Annotated in this window: 19 protein-coding genes; 6 read left to right on the top strand and 13 right to left on the bottom strand. The window is 62.0% G+C overall.

All coding sequences use genetic code 11. The features are described 5' to 3' along the window. Positions 1-407: 407 nt before the first annotated feature. Together PQR42_RS14585 and PQR42_RS14580 are read right to left on the bottom strand one after the other, a co-directional pair. Positions 408-1,490, bottom strand: a complete 1,083-nt coding sequence (locus PQR42_RS14585; protein WP_408385396.1) for a glycosyltransferase — start codon at positions 1,488-1,490, stop codon at positions 408-410. 46 nt (positions 1,491-1,536) lie between these two features. Continuing rightward, positions 1,537-2,400, bottom strand: a complete 864-nt coding sequence (locus PQR42_RS14580; RefSeq protein WP_408214905.1) for a sugar transferase — start codon at positions 2,398-2,400, stop codon at positions 1,537-1,539. A gap of 1,033 nt (positions 2,401-3,433) precedes the next feature. On the opposite strand from PQR42_RS14580, the gene PQR42_RS14575 reads away from it, so the two are divergent. Continuing rightward, complete coding sequence (locus tag PQR42_RS14575) at positions 3,434-6,529, top strand: acetoacetate--CoA ligase (protein WP_408385397.1); 3,096 nt, start codon at positions 3,434-3,436, stop codon at positions 6,527-6,529. A gap of 40 nt (positions 6,530-6,569) precedes the next feature. Here the strand turns inward: PQR42_RS14575 and PQR42_RS14570 are convergent, their stop codons facing one another. From PQR42_RS14570 to PQR42_RS14535, 8 genes are all read right to left on the bottom strand, one after another. Beyond that, positions 6,570-7,304 (bottom strand): ABC transporter ATP-binding protein, encoded by a 735-nt coding sequence (locus PQR42_RS14570; RefSeq protein ID WP_310812798.1) that lies wholly within the window; start codon positions 7,302-7,304, stop codon positions 6,570-6,572. A gap of 29 nt (positions 7,305-7,333) precedes the next feature. Further along, positions 7,334-9,274 (bottom strand): branched-chain amino acid ABC transporter ATP-binding protein/permease, encoded by a 1,941-nt coding sequence (locus tag PQR42_RS14565; RefSeq protein ID WP_408385399.1) that lies wholly within the window; start codon positions 9,272-9,274, stop codon positions 7,334-7,336. An 8-nt stretch (positions 9,275-9,282) separates the two neighbouring features. Next, positions 9,283-10,158 carry a branched-chain amino acid ABC transporter permease gene (locus tag PQR42_RS14560; protein ID WP_132375813.1) on the bottom strand — a complete coding sequence of 292 codons (876 nt, stop codon included), beginning with the start codon at positions 10,156-10,158 and terminating at the stop codon, positions 9,283-9,285. Between the two features lie 119 nt (positions 10,159-10,277). Beyond that, the gene (locus tag PQR42_RS14555; RefSeq protein WP_408214766.1) at positions 10,278-11,495 is read right to left on the bottom strand and encodes an ABC transporter substrate-binding protein; all 1,218 of its coding nucleotides are present in this window, start codon (positions 11,493-11,495) and stop codon (positions 10,278-10,280) included. 223 nt (positions 11,496-11,718) lie between these two features. After that, a complete protein-coding gene (gene galE / locus PQR42_RS14550; RefSeq protein ID WP_408385401.1) occupies positions 11,719-12,741 on the bottom strand; it encodes a UDP-glucose 4-epimerase GalE in 1,023 nt (340 codons plus the stop codon). Positions 12,742-12,753: 12 nt separating this feature from the next. After that, the gene (locus tag PQR42_RS14545) at positions 12,754-13,902 is read right to left on the bottom strand and encodes a glycosyltransferase family 4 protein (RefSeq protein ID WP_408214760.1); all 1,149 of its coding nucleotides are present in this window, start codon (positions 13,900-13,902) and stop codon (positions 12,754-12,756) included. 39 nt (positions 13,903-13,941) lie between these two features. Continuing rightward, a complete protein-coding gene (locus tag PQR42_RS14540) occupies positions 13,942-14,772 on the bottom strand; it encodes a glycosyltransferase (protein WP_408214757.1) in 831 nt (276 codons plus the stop codon). Next, positions 14,769-16,031 (bottom strand): oligosaccharide flippase family protein, encoded by a 1,263-nt coding sequence (locus PQR42_RS14535; protein ID WP_408214902.1) that lies wholly within the window; start codon positions 16,029-16,031, stop codon positions 14,769-14,771. The genes PQR42_RS14540 and PQR42_RS14535 overlap by 4 nt, the downstream gene beginning before the upstream one ends. A gap of 292 nt (positions 16,032-16,323) precedes the next feature. On the opposite strand from PQR42_RS14535, the gene PQR42_RS14530 reads away from it, so the two are divergent. The 5 genes from PQR42_RS14530 to PQR42_RS14510 all read left to right on the top strand — a co-directional run bounded on the left by PQR42_RS14530 (position 16,324) and on the right by PQR42_RS14510 (position 22,156). Then, positions 16,324-17,718: a phosphomannomutase/phosphoglucomutase gene (locus PQR42_RS14530; RefSeq protein WP_408214754.1), complete on the top strand. Its 1,395-nt coding sequence runs from the start codon at positions 16,324-16,326 to the stop codon at positions 17,716-17,718. A 242-nt stretch (positions 17,719-17,960) separates the two neighbouring features. Further along, on the top strand, positions 17,961-18,962 hold the full coding sequence (gene waaC / locus PQR42_RS14525; RefSeq protein ID WP_408385403.1) for a lipopolysaccharide heptosyltransferase I: 1,002 nt from the start codon (positions 17,961-17,963) through the stop codon (positions 18,960-18,962). Positions 18,963-19,011: 49 nt separating this feature from the next. Then, a complete protein-coding gene (gene kdoO, locus PQR42_RS14520) occupies positions 19,012-19,896 on the top strand; it encodes a Kdo hydroxylase KdoO (RefSeq protein ID WP_408385405.1) in 885 nt (294 codons plus the stop codon). 67 nt (positions 19,897-19,963) lie between these two features. Continuing rightward, on the top strand, positions 19,964-21,280 hold the full coding sequence (gene waaA, locus PQR42_RS14515) for a lipid IV(A) 3-deoxy-D-manno-octulosonic acid transferase (RefSeq protein WP_408385407.1): 1,317 nt from the start codon (positions 19,964-19,966) through the stop codon (positions 21,278-21,280). A gap of 258 nt (positions 21,281-21,538) precedes the next feature. Further along, positions 21,539-22,156, top strand: a complete 618-nt coding sequence (locus PQR42_RS14510; RefSeq protein WP_408385409.1) for a Fic family protein — start codon at positions 21,539-21,541, stop codon at positions 22,154-22,156. 4 nt (positions 22,157-22,160) lie between these two features. On the opposite strand, the gene ureG is transcribed toward PQR42_RS14510, so the two are convergent. Genes ureG through ureE form a run of 3 tightly spaced genes read right to left on the bottom strand, consistent with a single transcriptional unit; the run spans position 22,161 to position 24,182 of the window. Further along, positions 22,161-22,814 (bottom strand): urease accessory protein UreG, encoded by a 654-nt coding sequence (gene ureG, locus PQR42_RS14505; RefSeq protein ID WP_408214744.1) that lies wholly within the window; start codon positions 22,812-22,814, stop codon positions 22,161-22,163. An 11-nt stretch (positions 22,815-22,825) separates the two neighbouring features. Next, positions 22,826-23,506: an urease accessory protein UreF gene (locus PQR42_RS14500; RefSeq protein WP_408385595.1), complete on the bottom strand. Its 681-nt coding sequence runs from the start codon at positions 23,504-23,506 to the stop codon at positions 22,826-22,828. Then, on the bottom strand, positions 23,493-24,182 hold the full coding sequence (ureE, locus tag PQR42_RS14495; protein WP_408385411.1) for an urease accessory protein UreE: 690 nt from the start codon (positions 24,180-24,182) through the stop codon (positions 23,493-23,495). The genes PQR42_RS14500 and ureE overlap by 14 nt, the downstream gene beginning before the upstream one ends. Between the last annotated feature and the right edge of the window lie 3 nt (positions 24,183-24,185).

The following is a 24,185-nucleotide window of genomic DNA, read 5'->3' as shown; positions in this document are numbered from 1 at the left end:
AATCTACCGAGATCGAATCCTAACATGAATAGAAAAAAATGCCCAACCAAAAATTACATCAGTAATTAGTACTTTTAACAGGGTCGGACTTTAAATAAGCGAGTACTCTTCGGACAAAGTGTGATTCGCATACGCCAGAAAGCTGGCGTCGGAATATTGATTAGCGTAACGAACAAATGCCATGCTCAGCGGTGTCTCATTTCTGCATCAAACCCCGCTGAGCCTAGGGTTTTTGCTGAGTTGGAAACTTCAGACAATTGCCGTCGTGTTCGTTCTACGCGCGTCTGCAACATGCTGGCGCGCGAGTCGAATGGGGTGATCAAAGGGGGGGCGGTACGCGCTTGTCGGCGTGATCAGGATGATAAAAAAATAAAAACAAATGAAATATAAAACGCTAATATTTTAATTTACGTCATCTGCGTTTCATAAAGCGCGGCCACATCGTAGAAGAAGCGGTCTTCGCTGAAGCGCTTACGCACTTCGTCTTGTGCGCGCTCGGCGATAGCGATCCGAAAGTCGTCGTTGTCCATCATTCGAGTCAATGAGGCCACGGCCTCTTTGGCGCTATTGAAGATCATGCCGGTCTGGCCGTGACTAAGAACGTCGACGTTCCCCGGGCAACCCGAAGCAACGATGGGCGTTCCGAGTGCCATGGCTTCGATGATGGAAATGGGCATCCCCTCCCACGAGGAAGTGGAAAGATAAACGTCTGCGCTTTTAACCCTTTCCATCACGACCGACCGGCTAAGCCATCCGGTGACCGTCACGTTTGCCTCACGGAGTGCTTTCTTTGCGGCTTCGTCACCATCGCCGATCCAGACGAATTCGACATCCTGTCGTTTGAAAAGACGTGCTATTTCCGCGAACAATTCGGGGTTCTTCTGTCGTCTGATTCCGCCGACGGTCACCACGCAACTGGATGGACGGGTAGGCTCCTGAGTCGAACCAACCAGGTGATCCGTTGCCATGTGTTTGTCGAGCGCGTTCTCGACCAGTACCACGCGCGTGCGCAAGTAGCGTCGTACGATCGCGCGCTCACTCTCGGAGCATGCGACATACGTGGATCTTTTCAGGCAGGCCAAGGCCTCGAGTCCGATGAAGCAGGTCTTTTTCAGCCTGGAGACATCCGAGCGCATGAAAGAAATGCAATGCGGACTGTAAAAGAATTTGGCCGATTTCAAACAGGAGATCGTCGACAGTCGCCCTAGAAATCCTGCAAACGACGAGTGCAGATGAACGATGTCCGGCCGCAAACTATTGAGCTCACGACGCAACCCGAACAGAATGCTGGTCACCGGCCGGCCTTTCATCTGAAATTGCCGCAACTGGACGTTCGGATGAAAGAGAGAGGATAAATTGTCGGGCGTCTCGCTGCGCTTGGAAAATATGACGTAGACTTCGTGACCCTCGCTCGCCAGACGATTCGAGATCATGCACACCACCGAGAGCGTACCAGTAGCTGTCGATTCGACAACATGAACAATTTTCATCGGCAGTCCGTAAGGGTCGTTTCAGCATGGTTCAATGGCATGTTACTCAATACGCTCCGCTTCCATCGAAGACCACCTTAAACGTGCGCAGCAGGATGCTGATGTCGAGTAACGTCGAGCGTCGCTTCACATAGGAGACGTCGAGTGCAACCCTCGTCGCATAATCGACATTGTTTCGTCCGCTGACCTGCCACAATCCTGTCACTCCAGGCCTAACGGACAGGTAATAGTAAGCGTCGGTGCCATACCGTTCCAACTCTTTGTTGACGACTGGCCGGGGGCCAACTAGGCTCATGTCGCCGCGAAGGACGTTCCAGAGTTGGGGAAGTTCGTCAAGGCTCGTCTTGCGCAGAAAGCGGCCGACAGACGTGATGCGGATGTCGTTCTTCAGCTTGAAGTCGCGATTCCATTCCTCACGCGCGCTGGCGTCTGCGGCAAGGAGTTCGGCGAGAACGACGTCGGCCTTCGGTACCATGGAGCGGAACTTCAAACAGCGAAACGGCCGTCCGCCTCTTCCAACGCGCGGATGGCCAAAGAAAGCCGATCCTCCGTCACTCAGTACGACGCAGCCTATTACGAGAAAAATCGGCAGCAGCACAATGAGCAAGGCGGACGCGCCGAAAATGTCAAAAACGCGTTTTATGAAGTCGCCTTTCCTTGCCGGAATATCAGGGTCGTTCGCTGCCGACAAGGTGCGGCAAACCAGGGGGCTTGCGGCCGTATCCGCTGACGCGCCCGAAGAAAAGGATTCTTCGCCGCGACCGAATTCCGATGCGCCATCCATATGCGAAGCTGAAAAGTCGCGACCGCCCATTTCAGGATGGTCGGCATGCGAACGACTTTCGAAGCGGGTATCGAAAGGATTGACTTCCTTTGACACTGATTCCGATACCTTGCCGACTAAAGCCATTGCTGCCCCCCGTTCAAAGTTCGTTGACGAGTACATCAGTGTTTCGGCGTTGCAAGTCGTACCGGCTAATTCAACCGTTGAGTCAGGGCGCTCGCCGCATCGGACAAAAGAAGTTCATCAGATGATCTGCGGCGGACAACAAAAATAGGGAAAAAGCGGAATGTAGCAATCTATAATTGCTACAAAAATTAGCTTCTGACGATTGAGAAGAAAGTTAAAAAATCGAATAAAACCTTCTCCGCGCGACACGAGGAAACGCGCGAGCAGCATGCGATGCGTCGCGTTCCCCAGCAACATAAATCCTAATTGTTTCAGTAAGAAGTATAGCTTTTAAGTTCGGCATCCGACCACGGAAAAGTCGTAAAATGCCGATGTCTTGGCGGACCCAGAAAGATATCCCAGCCAATATCGACTTGCATTAAACGGTAATTATTGGTGGTGTGAAAATGTAATTTACTTCAAATGTCCCAATTGTCATTACCAAGCGGATGCGAAAATAAACCGGACTTCATTTAGCCGGCTGTCCGCTCGCAATTCGGCATTGCTCCACGATTGGCTCAATGCGGAAAATTCGCACCTGCTGCACGTGTGGTCGAGCATGTGTGGACGTAGAGTATCTGTACGAATGTCGCTACTCCGTTCGGTACAGCACATAAAGCACGGTTACGACGCACGTCAACCGTCGCCTCGATGTGTATGATGAAAGCGGCTTACCGCGCAGACGCCCGGCGTTGTTGGCATGACCGTGGCAAGTCGGCGCGCTGCGTTGCAGATCGTTGTCAGATTACAGCCGGACCGTAGCGAGAATTCCATTGGCCGAAGTGTGCGATCAAAGTCTGCAGACGAGTGTTCGATTTCGTACGGAATACGTTAAATCGGTCAGCTAATCTGTGCAGCCGAAAGGCAAGGTTGAATGTCCCCGAAATCCCCATCAGGGTCGCGATCAGGAAACGCAGAACTGCGGCCGGTGCGCGCGTCGTCTTCGATGCGTGGTCGATTTCAAGCGGCGTCGCATGACATAAGTGGAGCCTCCATGAATCGCGTCGACCTACCCGACCTATGGCTTGCGCCTGAGCGCTTGTCGGTACGCACACCTGTTTATGCGAGCACGTTCGAGCAAGTAGGTGCATCGCAGTTAACAGCGTTCAGCAAGTTCCTGCGGACCCACACAGGTCAGCCCCTTTGCGATGAGGAAGCGCTCCACAATTTCTCCGTGCGAGAGTTCCGAACTTTCTGGCAATGCTTCGTGCAGTGGTCGTACGGACTCGAATGGTCGGGCGACGTGGAGCCGGTCTGCCTTGGCGACGACTGCGAACACGCGAGCTTTTTTCCGCGGATGCAGTTGAATTACGCGGACAATCTGCTCGCGCTGTCAACGGCGCAGGCGGACGCGCCCGCATTGACTGCCTGCCACGCCGATGGTCGCCGCGTCCACCTCACCCGCTCGGAACTGCGGGAGCGTGTGGCGCGCCTCGCGCAGGCGCTGTCGGAGTTGGGACTGGCCGAGGGTGACCGCGTGGTTGGCGTTCTGCGCAACGACGCGGATGCGATCGTTGCCGCACTGGCCGTCGTGGCCCTCGGCGCAACATTGTCGACTGCGGCGCCGGAGATGGGTGTCGACGCGATCCGCGATCGCTTCATGCCGCTCGCGCCACGTATGCTGATCGCACACACCGCCGCGCGGACGTTCGACACCGGCGCGTCGGTTGCAAGCAGAATCTCGGATCTGGCGGCCGCGTTGCCATCGCTACAAGATGTCGTGTGTCTCGACGAAGGGACTTTGCCGAGTACGGTGACGCAGCCGGTCCATTCGCTCACCGAACTGCTCGACGCCGGCGATGCCAGCCGCTTCGTGTGGCGGCGCTTCCCATTCAGCCATCCACTATTCATCATGTTTTCGTCGGGAACCACCGGCAAGCCGAAGTCCATCGTCCACGGTGCCGGGGGCACACTGCTCGAGCACCTGAAGGAGCATCGTCTGCATACGGACCTGCGGCAAGGTGATCGACTGTATTTCCACACGAGTTGCGCCTGGATGATGTGGAACTGGCAACTGTCCGCATTGGCTTCCGGCGTCGAGATCGTGACATACGATGGCCCGATCTCGACGGTCGACACGCTATGGCGCCTCGTAGCGGAAGAGCGCGTCACGGTGTTCGGCACGAGCCCCGCTTACCTGAAAATGTGCGAGGAAGCGGGTCTGGAATGCGGCGCGAAGTTCGACCTCGGCGCGTTGCGCGCGATGTTGTCGACCGGAGCCGTACTGTTCGACGCGCAATTCGAATGGGTGCACGCTCACGTGAAGGCGCTGCAGCTGCAATCCATCTCGGGCGGTACGGACATTCTCGGCTGTTTTGTGCTCGGCAATCCGAATCTGCCTGTCTACGCTGGCGAAGCCCAATGCAAGAGCCTTGCGCTCGACGTCCAGGCATGGGAGCGAGGGGCGCGCACCGATGGCGTTGGCCAGCTCGTTTGCGTCAATCCGTTTCCATCGCGTCCTCTCGGGTTCTTCGGCGACATCGACGGGAGGGCCTTTCACGCGGCTTATTTCGCCAGCAATCCGGGTGTCTGGACGCACGGCGATCTGGTCTCGTTTTCGCCGGACGGCGGCGTACGGATGCACGGCCGCTCCGACGGCGTGCTGAATGTGCGCGGCATCAATGTGGGTCCGGCTGAGATCTACCGGGTTTTGAACGATATTCCAGATATCCGCGACGCCCTGGTCGTCGAGCAGCGAGTGCGAGATACGTCCAGCAATCAATCGCTCTCCGACGACTTCGAGTCGCGCGTCGTGTTGCTGCTAGTGCTGACCGACGGCGCCGTGTTGAACGGTTCGCTCGCCGCCCGTGTACGCCGCGACCTTGCGCGCCGCGCGTCGCCCGCGCACGTGCCGGACCGTATCATCGCAGTCAACGCTTTGCCGACAACTCACAACGGCAAGCTTTCCGAAGTCGCTGCGCGCAACGCTGTCAATGGCCTGCCGATCGGCAATACGGCGGCGTTGCGCAATCCCGAGTGCATCGAGGCGATCCGGCGTCATCCGGCGCTGAATCTGGCCGCGCGTGAAGTGCCGCCGGTGGGGGAGAGCCGCGAGCAACTCGAGGCGCATCTGCAGGCGCAATGGGAGAAGTTGTTCGGCGCCGCGCCGATCGGTCGCGACGACAACTTTTTCGATCTCGGTGGTCATTCGCTGCTGGCAATGCGTCTGCTCGCGGAAGTCCGCCAGTCGACTGGGCGCGCGATTCCGTTCACCATGCTAATGATTGCGCCGACGATCACGCGGCTCGCCACGCTCATCTGCGACGACGCGCTGCCGCCGTCTTCGCCGACGCTCGTGCCGGTGCGCGCCGGCACCGGCCTGCCGCTTTTCCTCATGCACAGCGCGAGCGGCTCGGTGATGGAGTGCCTTGCGTTGATCGGCGCGCTGAATAGTCCGCGTCCGGTATATGGCCTGCTGGCGCGCGGTCTCGACGGTGAGCAACCGGCGCAGTTGCGCGTCGAAGACATGGCGTCGAGCTACATTGAACAGATGCGCACCGTACAGCCAAAAGGGCCGTACGCGTTGGCAGGCTATTCATTCGGCGGGCTATTGGCGTTTGAGGTCGCACAACAGTTGCGACGCGCGGGTGAGCGGATCGAATTGCTTTTCATGCTCGACACGTACGTGGATCAACATTGCCTGCCGTGGATGGCTCGTTTGCGGCGGCGTGCGGGCTCTGCCCGCTTACATTGGCAAGCCCTGCGCACGCTTCCCGTGGCGCGGCTTCCCAGCTATCTGAACGACCGCCTCACGGGCGTGATGGATCACCTGCGGATGCGCGCGGGGCTCATGGCGCGGCGGCCCCAAGGCTATAGCCCCGCGATGCCGGCGCTGCTGCGGCATATGCGCGAAACGACGCGGGTCGCGATGGCGGCCTATCGGCCCAAGCCCTACGACGCGGGACCCATCATCTATGTCCGTGGAGCGGTTGCGCAGAATGGACACGGCGACCCAGTGCTGCTTTGGCGGCGCATCGCGCGCGCCGGGCTGGTGGTGACGGAAGTCGCCGGCGGCCACGCAGATCTGATCGTCGAACCCAACGTGCAGTTCGTGGCGGCGGAGCTTGATCGCGGTCTCGCAAGCCTATGAGTTCGATAAACGCGCTATCCGCCGGGAACCCACGTGCACCTCAGTGACTCGCCCCCAGATACGCCGCCTTCACCGAGGGATCGTTGCGCAACTCCGCCGCGGGCCCATGCGCCGCGATCCTGCCGTTCTCCAGCACATAGCCATAATCGGCCACATTGAGTGCCGCGGCGGCGAACTGTTCGACCAGCAACATGGTGACGCCCTGGCTCTTCAGATTCCCGATGATGCGAAACACCTCTTCGACCAGAATGGGCGCGAGTCCCATCGACGGTTCGTCGAGCAAGACCAGATCCGGGTTCATCATGATCGCGCGCGCCATGGCCAGCATCTGCTGCTCGCCACCGGAAAGCGTGCCGGCTAGTTGGTGACGCCGTTCCTTGAGCCGCGGAAACATTTCGATCGCGCGCTCCAGATCGGCCTTCACATCGCCGCGCGGCCGCGCCGATGTCAGGCGCGGGAACGCGCCGAGCATCAGGTTGTCGGTCACGCTCATGGTCGCGAACACACGCCGGCCTTCCGGCGAATGCGCGAGTCCGAGCCGCGCGATGCGATGTGATTCCAGCGCGTCGATACGCTTCGCGTCGGCGCCGATGCCCATCGTGATCTCACCGGCGCTCGGCCGGATCATGCCGGAGATCGCCCGCATCGTCGTCGTTTTGCCCGCGCCGTTCGAGCCGATCAGCGTGACGACCGACGCCTTCGGCACATCGATCGAAATGCCGTGCAGCACTTTGACCTTGCCGTAGCCCGCATGCAGATTTCTGATCGATAACATGTCTGTTCCTGTAGGCGTGTTGGGTCGGTTCACGCCGCTTGGCCGGCAGGCTGGCCGCCGAGATAAGCTTCGATGACTTTTTCGTTAGACTGAATATCGGCAGGCTTCCCTTCGGCGATTTTCTGCCCGAAATCCAACACCGAAACCCGGTCGCACACGCTCATCACCACGTCCATGTGATGTTCGATCAGCACGACAGTAATGCCGTGATCGCGTACTTTGCGAATGATCGCGACCAGTTCCTTGATATCCGGCGCAGTGAGTCCCGCGGCGGGTTCGTCGAGCAGCAGCAGTTGCGGATCGAGTGCGAGCGCCCGCGCGATTTCGAGCAGCCGCTGTTTGCCGTACGGCAGGTTGCGGGCTTCTTCGGCGGCGACATTGTCCAGACCGACGAACCGCAGCATGCCGAATGCGCGCTCGCGGGCGGCGCGTTCCTCGCGTCGATAACGCGACGACATCAGCCCGACATCCGCGAGATTGGCGTTGAACGTGTGATGCAGGCCGACCAGCACATTCTCGAGCGCGGTCATTTCGCCGAACAACTGCACGTTCTGGAAAGTGCGCGCGATACCGGACAGCGCAATCTGTGCGGAGGTCTTGCCCGCGAGCGAGGCGCCGCGATAGTCGAGCGTGCCCGCGGTCGGTACATAGATACCGGTCAGCACGTTCATCATCGTGCTTTTGCCCGATCCGTTCGGGCCGATCAGTCCGTGAATCGTGCCGCGCCGCACGGTCAGATCGACGTTGTTGAGCGCCTTCAGTCCGCTGAACTGCATCAGGATGCCGCGCAATTGCAGAATGTCTTCCGTACCGCTTGCCTGGACCGCCTGAATCGCATCGCCAACGATCGCGGCCGGTCTCGTGGTGTCGACGGTAACCGTGCGAACCCTGCCATGCATCACGATCTTGCGCACGAAGCCGACCACACCGTCCTGCAGGTAATACACCACCAGCAGAATCATCAGCCCGAAGATCGTCAACCGCCAGTCGGCGAGCGTATCGATCCGGTAGGAAAACGCGGCGAGACCCACCGTGCCCAAAACCGGAATCGCGACCTTGCGCGGCGTGGACACCTTGCGCGCCAGCGCGACAGCCGCACCGATCACGACGACCGCCGCCAGCACGGAGGCGACAGTGCGGAACATGTCGATGTCGTCGAGCAGTTTGGGCAGCAGCACGATGATCGCCGAGCCGAGCAGCGCGCCGGTGCGGGTCTTGCGGCCGCCCATGATGATCGCGAGCAGGAACAGGATGGTGAGTTCGAAGTTATACGTATTCGGCGAGATGTACTGCTCCGAATACGAATAGAGGCAGCCGGCCAGTCCGGCAAATCCGGCGCTGATCACGAACGCATACACCTTGTAGCGGTACACCGACACACCCATGCAGTCCGACGCGATCGGACTATCGCGCAGCGCCTCGAAGGCGCGGCCCAGATGCGATCTGAGCACACGGTGCACGACGATCAACGAGGCAACCAGCAGCGCCGCGACGAGCCAGTAGTATTCGACTTCGTTCATCGGCCGCCCGCCGATCGAGGGCTTCGGGATCTTCACGCCCATCGGCCCGTTGGTCAGAAAATCCATCTCGTTGATGAGAATCTGGAGGATCGTGCCGAACGCGAGCGTTACCATCGCGAGGTAGGGACCGGACACCCGCAACGCCGGCAGCGCGAGAATCGCGCCGAAACCGGCGGTGATGAGAATCGCCAGCGGCGCGGTGACGATGAACGGCATGCCGAGCTTGAAGAACAACACGCCGGCCGTGTAAGCGCCCACGCCGAACAACCCGGCATGCCCGAGCGACACCTGCCCGGTATAGCCGACCACGATGTCGAGACCGAAGAGCAGGATCGCGTAGATCATGATCGTCTCGAGCAGGTGGATGTAATACGGGTTCCCCGACAGCACGGGAAACACCGCGAGCGCGATCAGCGCCAGTGCGGACGCAATGAGTTTCTTCGGATTCACGGCGGTCCTCACACTTTCTTGATCGACGTCTTGCCGAACAGGCCGGCAGGTTTCAACGCGAGCACGATCAGCAGCAGCACGAGCCCGGGTACGTCCTTGTAACCGGTGGAGAGGTAGAAGCCGGTCGTGGTCTCCGCGATGCCGAGAATCACGCCGCCCACCACGATACCCAGCCCGCTCGACAGCCCGCCGATGATCGCCACCGCGAACGCCTTGAGTCCAAGTACCGCGCCCATCGTCGCGCCGGTGAGCGTGAGCGGTGCGATCAGCACGCCGGCAAAAGCGGCGGTCAGCGAAGACAACGCGTACGAAAACGTGATGACGAGACCGGTATTGATGCCCATCAACGCCGCGGCGTCGCGGTCGTTCGCGGTGGCCACCACCGCCTTGCCGAAGATCGTCTTGCGGTTGAAGAACTCGACCGCCAGCATCATCACGAGGGCGCCGCCGACCACCAGCAATTCCATCGGCAGCACATTGGCGCCGAACACTTTCAGTGGTGCTTCCGGCAGCGGCGAAGGGAAGCGCAGATCGTCGCGTCCCCAGAGGTTCTCCGCAACGTTCTTGAAGATGATGCCGAGCGCGATCGTCGACATGATCCAGCCGAATTCGGATTTGATCTTGATCGCGGGCCGCACCCCGATCCGCTCGACAAATGCGCCTTGCAGCAGACCGAACACGCAGACGAGCGGAATCATCAGCCAGTAATTGACGCCGAGCGTGACGAGCGTGAGGCCGACCAGCGCGCCGAGCATCAGCGCGTCGCCCTGGCCGAAGTTCAGTGTGCCGGACGTGGCGAATGTGAGTTGATAGCCGAATGCGATCACGGCGTAGATCATGCCGAGCGCAATGCCGCTATAGATGAGCTGCAGAAGAATGGCCATCGTCGACCGCCTTGGAGTTCACCGGATATGAAGCAAAGCCGCGCCCGCCTCGAGGCGGGTGCGGCTTCGTAGCATGCCGCCGCGCGTGCTTCGCGCTTGCTTTCGCGCTTATTTCACGCTCAGTTCGCCGAGCTCGCCTGCTTGCTGCGCAACTGGCCGCCGCCTTTCTTGTCGGCTTCGTACGCATAGACCACGCGGCCGCCCTTGACCTCGCCGACCACCGGCACGTTGGGGCTGATTGCTTCGTGGTCGTCGTGCGTGAACGGCTTGTCGTAGACCATCACGACGCCTTCCACCTTGGTGTTGAGGGTCTCGAGCGCGGCGCGCACCTTCGGGCCGTCGGTCGAGCCGGCCTGGGTGATCGCGGCGGCCAGCAGATAGACCGAGTCGTAACCTTGCGCGGCGGACACCGGCGAGTCGATCCGGTTGTTCTTCGGCTTGAATTCCTTCAGATACGCTTCGATAAAGGCTTTGCGCTTCGGCGTGTTCGCTTCCTGAATGAACGTCTGCGGCATGCGTGCGCCTTCGCCGTTGGTGCTCGCGTTGTCGATATAGTTCGCCATCGACAGGGTCCAGCTGCCGATCAGCGGCACTTTCCAGCCGAGCTTGGCCATGCCGTTGGCGATCTGCGCGAGTTCCGGTCCGATCCCGTATGTCAGCACCGCTTCCGCGCCGGCCTCTTTGGCCTTGAGCAGCTGCGCGGTCATGTCGACGTCCTTGATATTGAATTTCTCGACGGCGACGGGTTTCACGCCTTTGGCGGCGAGCGCTTTTTCGAGGTCTTCGCGGCCGAGCTGACCGTAGTTGGTCGAGTCGGCGAGAATCGCGACTTTCTTGAAGCCGCGTTTGGTCACGGCCTCTTCGACGATCATCGGCGCCTGGATGCGGTCCGCGGCGGCATTGCGGAACACGTAGTTATCCGGCTGATCGGTGAACTGCTTCGTCACGATGCTGCCTGTGGCGACGTTGTTGAACACGGGAATCTTCGCTTCCTGGAAGAAGCGCTGCGAAGCGAGCGCGACGCCGGTGTTGATGTAGCCGACCACCGCCACGACTTTTTCCTTGTTGATCAGCTCTTGCGCGATCTGCACGCCGCGTTCGTTCTTCGCTTCGTCGTCGCGTTCCACCAGCACGATCTGGCGGCCCAGCACGCCACCGGCTTTATTGATCTCGGCGGTCGCGAGGCGCACGCCGTCGCGCATGCTCACGCCCATCGAAGACGAGCCACCGGTGAAAGGTCCATCGACGCCGATCTTGATCGGATCCGCCGCGTAGCTGACATTGGCGAGGGCACAAAGGGCGAGCGCACCCACAACGCTTTTCAAGCGAATTCCCATAGCTGTCTCCGTAGCATGTCTTTTCTTGCATGAAGCCTCGATGCGGGCTCATGCGCGCCGATTCACACGTTCTTAGGAAGCCTGACCGTCAATCGGTGAGTCAGTATAGAAATCGTAAAGTATTAGTAATATGCGGAATTACCCGCGTGGTGCAATCCCGCAATCGACGGCGGCGGAACCCCTGCCTGGCGGCTCCTTCGCGCCGCCGTCGACGTCATTCAACTCACGCGAATCCTTGCGGATTCGTGGACTGCCAGCGCCAGTGATCCGCGCACATCCGCTCGATACCGAACTGCGCGCGCCAGCCGATGATCTTCTCGGCCGCGGCCGGATCGGCGAAACACGAGGCGACGTCGCCGGGGCGGCGCGCCACGATTTCATACGGCACCGGCCGGCCGGCGGCTTTCTCGAATGCCTTGACCACATCGATCACGCTATAGCCCTGGCCCGTGCCGAGGTTCGCGACGAAACTGGCGTCGCGCTTGACCAGCGCGTCGAGCGCGGCCAGATGTCCGCGCGCCAGATCGACGACGTGGATATAGTCGCGCACGCCGGTGCCGTCGGGCGTGTCGTAGTCGCCGCCGAACACGCGAAGCTTCTCGAGCTTGCCGACCGCGACCTGCGCGACATACGGCATCAGGTTGTTCGGAATGCCGGCGGGATCTTCGCCGATCAGGCCGCTCTCGTGCGCGCCGACCGGATTGAAGTAGCGCAGTGTGGCAATGCGCCACGACGGATCGGCCACTTCCAGATCGCGCAATACCTGCTCGGCGATCAGTTTCGACTGGCCGTAGGGATTGGTGGCCGACAGCGGGAACGACTCGTCGATCGGCGAGCTCTTCGGCACGCCGTAGACGGTGGCCGACGAACTGAACACGAACTGCTTGACGTTACGGTCGCGCATCACGCCGAGCAAGGTCAGCAGGCTGCCGACGTTGTTGCTGTAGTACTCGATTGGCTTCGCGACCGACTCGCCCACCGCCTTCAATGCGGCAAAGTGAATCGCGCCCGTGATCGGGTGGGCGTCGAAAATACGGTTGAGCGCCGCTTGGTCGCGCGCGTCGGCTTCGTAGAAGGTCACCGCCTTGCCGGTGATCTTTTCCACGCGCCGCAGCGATTCGCGGTTGCTGTTCACGAGATTGTCGATTACTACGACGTCGTAACCGCCGTTCAGCAGTTCGACACAGGTGTGCGAGCCGATAAAGCCCGCGCCGCCCGTTACCAGAATCGTGCCCTTCGTGGTCATGCTGTTGCTCCGTTAAAGTAAAACGCCCGTCATTTTCTGCACCAGGTCCTTATACGTTTCGACGACCACGCGTTCGTCGAATTCTTCCGCGACTTTCTTCCGGCCGCGTTCAGCCATGGCTCGCCGCTCTGGGCCGCTCATGTCGAGCATGCGCGCCAGCGTGGCCGCCAGGCTTTCTGCATTGCGCACTTCGCACAGCAATCCGTTGACGCCGTCCGCCACCACCTCGCGGCAGCCCGGCACGTCGGTCGCGACGATCGGCCGGCCCATTGCCGAGGCTTCCATCAGCGTGCGCGGCACGCCTTCGCGATACGACGGCAGCACAACGCAATCCGCCTCGGCGATGAGAGGCCGCACGTCGTGCGCCTCACCAAGATACTCGATGATGCCTTCCTGTTCCCACGCCGCCACTTCTTCGCGCGTAATCGCGCTGGGATTGTCGACGCCCACCGGACCGAGCAATTGGAACCGTGCGTGCGGGTAACGTTCACGCAAACGCCGCGCGGCGTCGACATATTCGCCCACGCCCTTGTCCCACAGCAGCCGTCCGATCAGCACGAAGCGGTAGTCGGTCCGCTCGGGCAACGGCGTGAAAGCGAACTGCGCGAGATCGACGCCTTCGCCATGCAGCAACCTCGCGCGCTCAGGATGCACCAACAAATTCCGTTCGACAAACGCGGCTTGATCGTCGCGATTCAAAAACCATATTTCGCGCGGAAAACGGAACGCAAAACGATACAGTTTTTTGGCTACTTGCGCGGCACGGCTGTGCTGGATGAACACGTAGCCCAATCCGGTTGTGACCGCAACCGACTGCACGCCCGCCAGCTTCGCGGCGATCGAACCATAGATGTTCGGCTTGATCGTGTAGTGGAACACCACGTGCGGGCGGATGGTCCGGTATTGCCGGTACAGCGCGTACAGCGTGCGCAGGTCGTCGCGTGGACTGGTGCTTTTGGAGGCGACCGGCAATTCGATGCAGCGGCAGCCCATGGCGGTGAGCAGTTCGAACGTGCGGTCGCGCGGCGCGAGCACCGTCACGTCGACGCCGCGTCCAACCAGCATACGGATCAGCCCTTGCCGATAGGTATAGATTGCCCAGGCGGTGTTACAGACGAGTGTAATGCGCAACGCGGGCGTCGACTTCAAGGCAGGCTTCATGCGGGAACGAGCTCGGCGGTGATTGGGGTGGTGAATGATTTAATGGCTCGCGCGCGGCGTGAGCAGGCTGCGCTTGATCCGCTGCAGCGCGCGGTAAGGCGTCACCAGATGCAGCAGATTTTTGGCGAGGCCCAGCCAGTCGTACAGGTTGGCGGCGTTGAAGTAGCGCAGTTGCAGCCGCAGCGTCGAGCTCACCTGGCGGCGCCGTTTGGTCGCGCTGATGCCGCCTTCGTTCAGTTCGTAGTAGAGCCCGAGCTCCGGCAGGTTCGCGCAGTCGTAGCGCTCCATCAGCCGCACGAACAGATCGAGGTCCTCGGCGGAGCGGTACTCGGCGCGGTAATTGCCGACCGCGCGCACGGCGTCGATGCGCAGCATCATCGAAGGATGCGCGAGGCATGAGCGGAAGAAGCGCAAGCGGCGGATCGCGTCCGGTTCGGCGGGCGGCGTCAGCATGAAGAGCGGCTTGCCTTCGCGGGTGACGACCTGCGTCCACATGCCGAGGCCCGCCACGCGTGGATGCAATTCCATGAACACGCGTTGTTTGGCGAGCCGCTGCGGCACGCAGCGGTCGCCCGCGTCGATGCGCGCCGCATAGCGAAAGCCGCGCTGCGCAAGGGCGTCGATACCGGTTTGCAAGGCACGTTCGATCCCGCCGTTGCGCGCCATGCGCAGCACCTCGATCTTCATATTGGCGATGGCCGGCGCGACGATCGGCGGCGTGCTGCCGTCGTCGACGATCAGCACGTGCACCGGCGCGCTTTCACTGAATGACGCGAGCGTGAGGTCGACATCGGCCTGGCCGTTGTAGGCGGGAATCAGCACCGCGACGTCGTCGAGGGTCATTTGCGCGGTGGCGGGTGAGTTCGTCATGGGCGCAATTTGAAACGAATGTAATAAAGATTAACCGACGCGGCCGCCAGATAGCCGGCCGCGAGGCCGACAAGCGCGCCATATGCGCCAAAGCGCGGAATGGCCAGCAGATTGACCACGAACGCGACGGCCAGCGCCAGCAGCCACTTCGCGAGCAACACGAATTTGGCCTGATATTTCAACACGATCAGATTGCCGATCGCCTCGATGCCGGCGGGTACCGACAGCCACACGGCCCAGCGGAAGATCTCGATCGCGCCTTCGAACTGCGGCCCGAACACGCGGCGGATGATCAGCCCGGCCAGCAGATCCAGCACGATCGCGCCACTCACCATCAACACGGCGGTCATGGCGGTGAGCCGCCACATGTTGCGGCGCAACTGGGCGGCCTCCTGCACACGATAGACGAAGGCGGGCGCGATGGTCTGCGCGAGCATCAAGGCGAGCGTGATCCAGTTTTCGTTCAACTGCTGGGCGGCGGAATAGCGTCCGAGATCAGCGAAGGAAATGGCCCGTTCGAGCATCAGCCGATCCAGTTTCAGGAACAGATACATACAGATCAGGCCGAGCCAGAACACCGTGCCGGCGCTCGCGAAGTGCCTGAAGAGCGAGCGGTCGAGACGCCAGCCGAGCTTGCCGCCATGCCGGCGCATGTAATAGATCAGCAGGACCGCGCCGATCGCCGCCGATTCGAGTGCCCACAGCCAGCCGAAGCGCGCGGGCGTGGCCGCCGCGCGCACCAGCAGATAGACCAGCGCGGCCTTCAGCACCGCGGTGCTCATGCTGGTGAGCAACTGCGGCTTGCTGTAGGTCATGCTTTGCAGCCACGCATTGATCACGCCGACGAACGGTTCGCGAAACAGCATGGTCACGGCGAGGCCGGCCAGCATGGCGCCGACCAGCGGCTCGAAGAAGTGCAGGGCGACACCGAGCCAGGTCAGCAGCAAGGCCGCCACCGACACGGAAATACGCAGCGCGAAAGCGCTGCCCAGCACCGTGCCGAGTTGCGCCGGCGGCCGGTTGACGATGGTGGGCACCAGAATTTCGGCGCCGCAAACCCAGGTAATGGGCGAGAGCACCAGCAGCAGGGTGTTCGCGTATTGCCATTTGCCGAACGTGTCCGGCCCGAAGTAGCGCGCCAGCATGCCGCTGATCACGATTGCCACGCCGATCTGCGTGAGCCGTTCCAGCCCGAGCCAGACGATATTCGTGAAGGCGCGCGTGACGTCCGGATTGGCGAAGCGTTTGAGCGTCAGCATCCGCTGGCCGCTCGCCGGTCCGCTTGCGCCGAGCGTGCCGACGGCACCGTGAGCGCGAGCGGTGCGCATGACCCGAGCGGCGCAGTGCGCGCGTTTGCCCACCCAGCCGACTGTCGCGGCAACTTTACATTTGGAGGGCGTCTAAGCATTAGAATGGTGCTATAAGGCTGGTCCGAAAAGCGCAATTATAAGTTGGAACCGGATCGCTTCCGGCAAGGGCGCATCGCTGTGTTTTACCGATTCATCATCGGTGCGCCGGTCAAAATTCTCCATTGCACGCAAGTGAGCCAACATGATCTCCAAATCTATTTTCAAGGCGTATGACATTCGCGGTGTAATCGGCAAGACGCTCGACGCCGATGCAGCGCGTTCGATCGGCCGCTCGTTCGGCAGCGAAGTGCGGGCGCAAGGCGGCGACGCCGTGGTGGTCGCGCGTGACGGGCGCCTGTCGGGTCCCGAGCTCGTCCAGGCTCTGTCGGACGGCCTGCGTGCGGCCGGCGTCGACGTGGTCAACGTGGGCATGGTGCCCACGCCGGTGGGCTACTTCGCGGCCAGCGTGCCGTTGCAGCTTGAAGGCGGCGAACGCCGCGTCGATTCGTGCATCGTCGTGACGGGTAGTCATAATCCGCCGGACTACAACGGCTTCAAGATGGTCCTGCGCGGCGCGGCCATTTACGGCGAACAGATTCTCGCGCTGCATCAGCGCATCGTCGACGAGAACTTCTCCGAAGGCAGCGGCACGTACGCCGAGTACGATATCGCCGACGCCTATCTCGAGCGTATCGCGAGCGACATCAAGCTCACGCGTCCCATCAAGATCGTGGTCGACACCGGCAACGGCGTGGCCGGTGGCCTCGCGCCCCAGCTGTTCAAGAAGCTCGGCTGCGAACTGGTCGAACTGTTCACCGAGATCGACGGCAACTTCCCGAACCATCACCCGGACCCGGCTCACCCGGAAAACCTGCAGGACGTGATTCGCGCGCTGAAGGAAACGGACGCTGAAATCGGCTTCGCGTTCGATGGCGACGGCGACCGCCTCGGCGTGGTCACCAAAGACGGCCAGATCATCTATCCGGACCGTCAGCTCATGCTGTTCGCCGAAGAAGTGCTGTCGCGCAACAAGGGCGCGCAGATCATTTACGACGTGAAATGCACGCGCAACCTCGCTAAGTGGGTGAAGGACAAGGGCGGCGAGCCGCTCATGTGGAAGACCGGCCACTCGCTCGTCAAGGCGAAGCTGCGTGAAACCGGCGCGCCGCTGGCCGGCGAAATGAGCGGTCACGTGTTCTTCAAGGACCGCTGGTACGGTTTCGACGACGGCCTGTACACCGGCGCGCGTCTGCTCGAAATCCTCACGCGTGTGGAAGACCCGAGCAAGCTGCTGAACTCGCTGCCGAACTCGAACTCCACGCCGGAACTGCAACTGAAGCTCGAGGAAGGCGAAAACTTCGAACTGATCGCCCGCCTGCAGCAAAACGCGAAGTTCACCGGGGCGGACGACGTCGTGAAGATCGACGGCCTGCGCGTCGAGTATCCGGACGGCTTCGGTCTCGCGCGTTCGTCGAACACCACGCCGGTCGTGGTGATGCGTTTCGAAGCCGATAACGACGCGGCGCTCAAGCGCATCCAGGAAGACTTCCGCCGCGTGATCATGGCGGAGAAGCCGGACGCGAAGCTGCCGTTCTAAACGCATGAGCGGCGCCACGGTTCGGTTCGAACCGCGGTGGCCGTCGAACGCGGCGCGGGTTTCTCTTACCGCGCCGCGTTTTTTCATGCCATTTACATGCAACGCGCTAGAATTGCCGTCCTCGTGAGAAAACGCCGGGCCGCCCCAAGTTTTCTCATTCCCCATGGGGAGCCTGGCGCGAAGCGACAGGTTCGGGGGCTCTCTCAACGCATCTTCGGGCCGGATAGCCGGTTTTCCCACTCTTGAGCGTGCAAAAGATACTGATCGTGAGGGTGTCGTCATTGGGCGACGTCGTTCACAACATGCCGGTGATCGCCGACATCCGACGCCGCCATCCCGATGCCCAGATCGACTGGCTCGTCGAAGAAAGCTTCGTGGGGCTCGTGCAACTCGTGAGCGGCGTGCGGCGGGCGATTCCCGTGTCCCTGCGGCGCTGGCGCAAGCGCATTCTGTCGGTCGACAACTGGCGCGAGATCGGCGCCTTCCGCCGCGCGCTCGCCGCCGAGCACTACGACCTCGTGATCGACTGCCAGGGGCTCATCAAGACCGCGTGGGTCGCGAGCATGGCGCGCGGGACGCTGGTCGGCCTCGCGAACCGCACCGAGGGCGCGGGCTTCGAATGGCCGGTGCGCTTCTTCTACGACAAGCGCGTGCCAATCGAGCCGCGCACCCATGTGGTCGAGCGCACGCGCCAACTGGTGGCCGCGGCGCTGGACGACCCCCCGCCGCAGCCCACCGATGACATCGACTTCGGCATCGACACCGGGCGCGCCGCGCTGGCTTTGTCGGAGGCGAATCTGAACCTGCCGGTGCCGTACGTCGTGTTCGTGCACGCCACCTCGCGCGCCGACAAGCAGTGGCCGGACACCGCGTGGATCGAACTGGGGCAGTCGCTGGTGCGGCGCGGTGCCTCGATCGTGCTGCCGTGGGGCAGCGAGGAGGAGCGCGCCACCAGCGAGCGTCTGGCGAAGGAGTTCGGCGCAGCGGCCATCGTGCCGCCCAAACTCACGTTGCCCGCGGTGGTCGGCCTGATCGAAGGCGCGGCTGCGACGGTCGGTGTTGACACAGGTCTGGTTCACATCGCCGCGGCGCTGAAGCGGCCCACGGTCGAGTTGTACAATTTCGCCACTGCGTGGCGCACTGGCGGCTACTGGTCGCCGAACGTCGTCAATCTCGGCACGGCCGGACAGCCGCCCACGCTGCAACAGGTGAAGTCGGCACTCGCGGGCTTCGGCCTGCTATGACACGTCCGGGGCGCTTCGCCTTGCGCTCCAACCGTTTTCAAGGGCGACCATGAACGAAACCCAGATCATCGAAGTAGCGAACGCCGACTGGCACGGACGCAATCTGTCCGTGCCGCGCGAGACGCTGCTTGCCGGCGTCGAACGCGGCAAAGTGCTGTATTTCCCGAATCTGCGCTTCGCGATCGAAGGCGGCGAACAGGCGCTGCTCGACCCCGCGCTCGCCGACCCGAGCCGCAAGAACATCAGCCTCGAACCCAATGGCGGCGCGTTGCATGGCGTGGCCGGCGACGCCGTCACGCAATCCGCCGTGCGCGCATTGATCGCGCGTTATCAGACCAATGCGCGCACGCTGGTCGACGGGCTCTTTCCCGAATACAACGGCAGGCTGCGCGTGGCGCCGACCAGCTTGCGGCTGCATCAGGTGGAAACGCGCGAGACGTCATGGCGCAAAGACGATAGCCGTCTGCATGTGGACGCCTTTCCTTCGCGGCCGAACTACGGCGAGCGCATTCTGCGCGTGTTCACCAACGTCAATCCGCATGGCGCGCCGCGCGTGTGGCGCGTCGGCGAACCGTTCGAGGACATGGCCAAACGCTTCCTGCCGCGCATCAAGCCGCAGATGCCGGGCGCGGCGTGGCTGCTGAACCTGCTGCACGTGACCAAGACGCCGCGCAGCGAGTACGACCATCTGATGCTGCATCTGCACGACGGCATGAAGGCCGACCTCGACTATCAGCAATCGAGCCCGCAGGAGACCATGCCGTTTCCGCCCGGCAGCGTCTGGGTGTGTTTCTCGGATCAGACCTCGCACGCGGTGATGTCCGGGCAGTTCATGCTGGAGCAGACCTTCTTCTTGCCGGTCAAGTCGATGGCGCAGCCCGAATGCGCGCCGCTCGGCATTCTCGAGCGCCTGAAGGGCAGGGCGCTGGTTTGAGCGCCGCGCTCCATTTGCCGGTTTCGCCCGACGCGTTGGCTCGTCCCTTCAGGCAGTCGGAGTGCCGATGCTGAGGGCGATCTATCACGCGCTCTGGTGGATCATCGCGCCGCTGGCGGTGTTGCGCCTGTTGATCCGCTCGCGCAAGGAACGCGGTTATCGCGAGCATATCGGCGAGCGGTTCGGTTACTCGCGCGGCCGGTTGCCTGAAGACAATGCGCCGCTGATCTGGGTGCACGCGGTGTCCGTGGGCGAGACGCGCGCCGCGCAACCGCTGATCGACGCGTTGATCAAGGCGCGTCCCGACGCACGCATTCTGTTGACGCACATGACGCCGAGCGGGCGCGCCACCGGCGAGCAGATTTTCGGCGACCGTGTGTTGCGCAGCTATCTGCCGTACGACATGCCGCATGCCGTGCGGCGGTTTTTGCGAGCGTGGCGGCCGTCGCTCGGTCTGGTGATGGAAACCGAAGTGTGGCCGACGCTGATCGACGAGTGCCGTCGCGCGGACGTGCCGCTGGTGCTGACCAACGCGCGGATGTCGGCGCGCTCGTATAAGCGCGCGGCCAAGTTCGGCAGTGCGACCAAGGACGTGTTCGGGGGCTTTGCGCGCGTGCTGGCGCAGAGTCCATCGGATGCCGAGCGGTTGACTGCGCTCGGCGCGCGCAATGCAGCCGTGCTCGGCAATCTGAAATTCGACATGAGCACGCCGCCGGAACTGGCGGCGCGCGGACATGCGTGGCGCGCGGCAATCGGCGCGCGTCCGGTGTGGGTCGCGGCGAGCACGCGCGAAGGTGAAGAGGAACTGGTGCTGCAGGCGTTCGCGGCGCTCGGCACCGATGACGCGCTGCTGATTCTGGTGCCGCGTCATCCGCAACGTTTCAACGAAGTGGCGGGGCTGGTCGAGAAGGCTGGGCTACGGCTCGAGCGGCGGTCGGCGTGGGCGCCGGATGCGAAGGTGGCGTCGGCGGCGGCCGCGAGCGGTGGCGTGCGGGCTTTGCCCGCGGGTGTGAAGGTACTGCTGGGTGACTCGATGGGCGAATTGGGCGCTTACTATGCCGCTTCGGATCTGGCGTTCATCGGCGGCAGTTTGTTGCCGTTGGGCGGGCAGAATCTGATCGAGGCGTGCGCGGTCGGTGTGCCTGTGCTGATCGGTCCGCATGTGTTCAACTTCACGCAGGCCACCGCGGATGCGGTTGCGGCGGGCGCTGCGGTACAGGTAAAGGACCCGGCCGATCTGGGGCGCGCATTGCGCGAGTTGTTCGGCGACAAGTCCAGAAGACTGGCCATGGGCGGCGCGGCGTCGGCGTTCGCCGCGCGTCATCGTGGCGCGACGGCGCGGACCGTGGATGTGTTGATGGCGTTGTTGCCGGAGGGGGAGTGAGGGAGGGGGGCTGTGAAATACGGTGCCTGGCTCATTGCTTAGCGAATCAATAAATAATATATCCTGCGAAGATCGGGCTTGGTCATTACCGGCCCTGTGACTTAAACCGCTCTCTCACCGCCCGCGATGACGCTTTTCACCGACCTCGGCTTTCAATGGGACCGCGCCGCGATTCCGCAAGACATCCCCACTCATTCGATCAAACGGGTGTGCTTCCGTTTTCATCGGATGCTGCCGGAATTCGTGTGGGATGCGAGTGTGCTGGAAGGCAATCCATTTACGTTCCCCGAGGTCAAGACACTGCTTGACGGCGTTACCGTCGGCGGCCGGAAAATCTCGGATCAGGAGCAGGTCCTGAACCTCGCTGAGAGTTCGAAGCATTTGCTGGCGATCGTGCAGAACGGGCGATTTGCACTCGACAAGGCTACGTTTTGCGACTTGCATCGGCTTGTCGCCCGTAACGAGGCTCTTGAATGGGGTGTGTTTCGAGGCGAGGGCGAGGAAACACGTTACACGCCCGACGTCGCATTGGGCGAAGCGGGACGCCATACGCCGCTACCGACCTTGCCGGGCGCCCCGGAACTCAACCGCGTCTTTGCTGCAGGCACCCGCGCGCTGACTGATCAGGTCTCCAACCCCTTCGAACGCGGTTGTGCCTTTTTCCTCTTCGGCGCATTGCAGCAGTTTTTCTTCGACGGCAACAAACGCACGTCACGGTTCATGATGAACGGCGTGCTGATGGCGAACGGTATTGACGCGATCAGTGTTCCCGCGCAGCGTGCGGCCGACTTCAACGAAAAGATGGTGCGTTTTTACCTTTCGAAGGACGGCTCCGAAATGATGGCATTCCTGCTGGAATGCCATCCGGGCGAGTGAAGCCTCAAACCTTCAACAACCCCTTCTCCTCGATAAACCTCACCACCACATCCAACCCGTCGAGCGCCTTCAGATTGCACATCACGAAGGGCCGCTCGCCGCGCATTTTCTTCGCGTCCGACGCCATCACCTCGAGATTCGCGCCGACCATCGGCGCGAGGTCCGTCTTGTTGATCACCAGCAGATCGGACTTCGTGATGCCGGGGCCGCCCTTGCGCGGAATCTTCTCGCCACCCGCCACGTCGATCACATAAATCGTCAGGTCCGACAGTTCCGGACTGAACGTCGCCGCGAGGTTGTCGCCACCCGATTCGATGAACACGATATCCGCATCGGGGAAACGCGTCAGCATGCGGTCGACGGCTTCGAGATTGATCGACGCGTCCTCGCGGATCGCCGTGTGCGGACAGCCGCCCGTCTCGACGCCCATGATCCGTTCGGCCGGCAACGCGCCCGCTACCGTCAACAGGCGCTGATCTTCTTTCGTATAGATGTCGTTGGTGATGGCGACGAGGTCGTACTGTTCGCGCATCGCCTTGCAGAGCATTTCGAGCAGCGTGGTCTTGCCCGAGCCGACCGGGCCGCCGACGCCCACGCGCAGCGGCGGCAGTTTCTTTGTGCGGACGGTCGAGTGGGCGGGATGATGAGGTGCGTTCATGATGGTTCGTGTTATGAGCGAAAGAGCCGCGAATACTGCGACTCGTGACGCGCCGAGAGAATGCCGAGTTGCGGCGCGAAGGTGTTGATGTTTTCGGGCGATGTGGCCATGGCGCGCGTGACGGCGGCATCGATCGGCTCGCGCAACGCGACGATAATGCGTTGGCCGGCAAGTTGTCCCAACGGCACGGCCTTCAACGCGGCGGCCGCCTGGTTTTCCACCCAGCTGAAGGCGTAGGCGGCGAGGGCGGCGTCGACGGCTGCGTCGTGGGCGTAGGCGGCGAAGGCGAACGCCGTGGGTTGAGCGAGCGGCGTCATCGAGGCGAGCGTCGCGCGCCGGTCGGCATCGCCCCATTCGAGCGATGCGCACAACTGTCTCAACGACCAGCCCATCTGCTCCGTTTCGCGGCGCAATTCAGCGGATTCACGGCTCGCCAGGAATTCGCTGTTGGCGTGCGCGAGGGCCGAGGCGTCATGCGTATGCCAACGTTCCATCTGATGCGCGAGGAACGGCAACTCGCCATGCGCAAGCACGTCGGTCAGGCCGCTGGCGATCCAGTCGCGGGCGGAGTCGGCATCGGTGATCAGTTGCGCTTCGATGGCGGCTTCGAGACCCTGCGAGTAGCTGAATGCGCCAATCGGCAGCGCCGGCGAAGCAAGATGCAGCAGCGCCGTCAGTTCAGCGATGCGCATGATGGTGGTGATGCCCGTGGCCGCACGATTCGTCGTGGACGTGATCGCCGTGATCGTGGTCGTGGTCGTGATCGTGCGCATGCTCATGGCCGTGCTCATGCGAATGCCCCTGCACCGCGTGGCTATGTCCATGCTCATGGTCATGCGAATGCTCATGCCCATGATGCTCGCCGAAAACCTGCTGCGCTAACGCATAGTCTTCCGCGAACGTTTCATCATGACCATGCTTATGCCCGCCGCCATACGCGCCGGATTCCGGCTGAAACGGCATTGAAACCTGATCGACCGTCGCGCCGATGCGCTTAAGCATATCGGCCAGCACCGGATCGTATTCGAGCTTCAGATAGTCCGCGCCGACTTCCACCGGCGTGTGGCGATTGCCGAGGTGATAGGCGGCGCGGGTCAAAGTCAGCGCATCTTTCGCGCGAACAACCAGCACCGTTTCCGGCGCGGCGACGACGCGCACGAGGCCACCGTCCTCAGCGACCAATACATCGCCGTCGCGCAGCACGGTGCCGCGCGGCAACAGCAGCGCGACTTCTTCGCCGCTATCGAGCGTAGCCGCGAGCCGGCTCTTGCGCCTGTCGTCGAACGCCAGCGTCAACGTCGGCGCGCGCTTGACCAGCACGGGCGCGAGCTTCAGATGCGGCGCGATGAGTTTGTCGATGGTGCGCATGGT

Origin of the sequence: Paraburkholderia sediminicola (assembly GCF_046027355.1) — a bacterium.
GTDB classification, from domain to species: Bacteria; Pseudomonadota; Gammaproteobacteria; order Burkholderiales; family Burkholderiaceae; genus Paraburkholderia; species Paraburkholderia sediminicola_B.
This window is presented reverse-complemented; position numbering and strand designations above follow the sequence as displayed.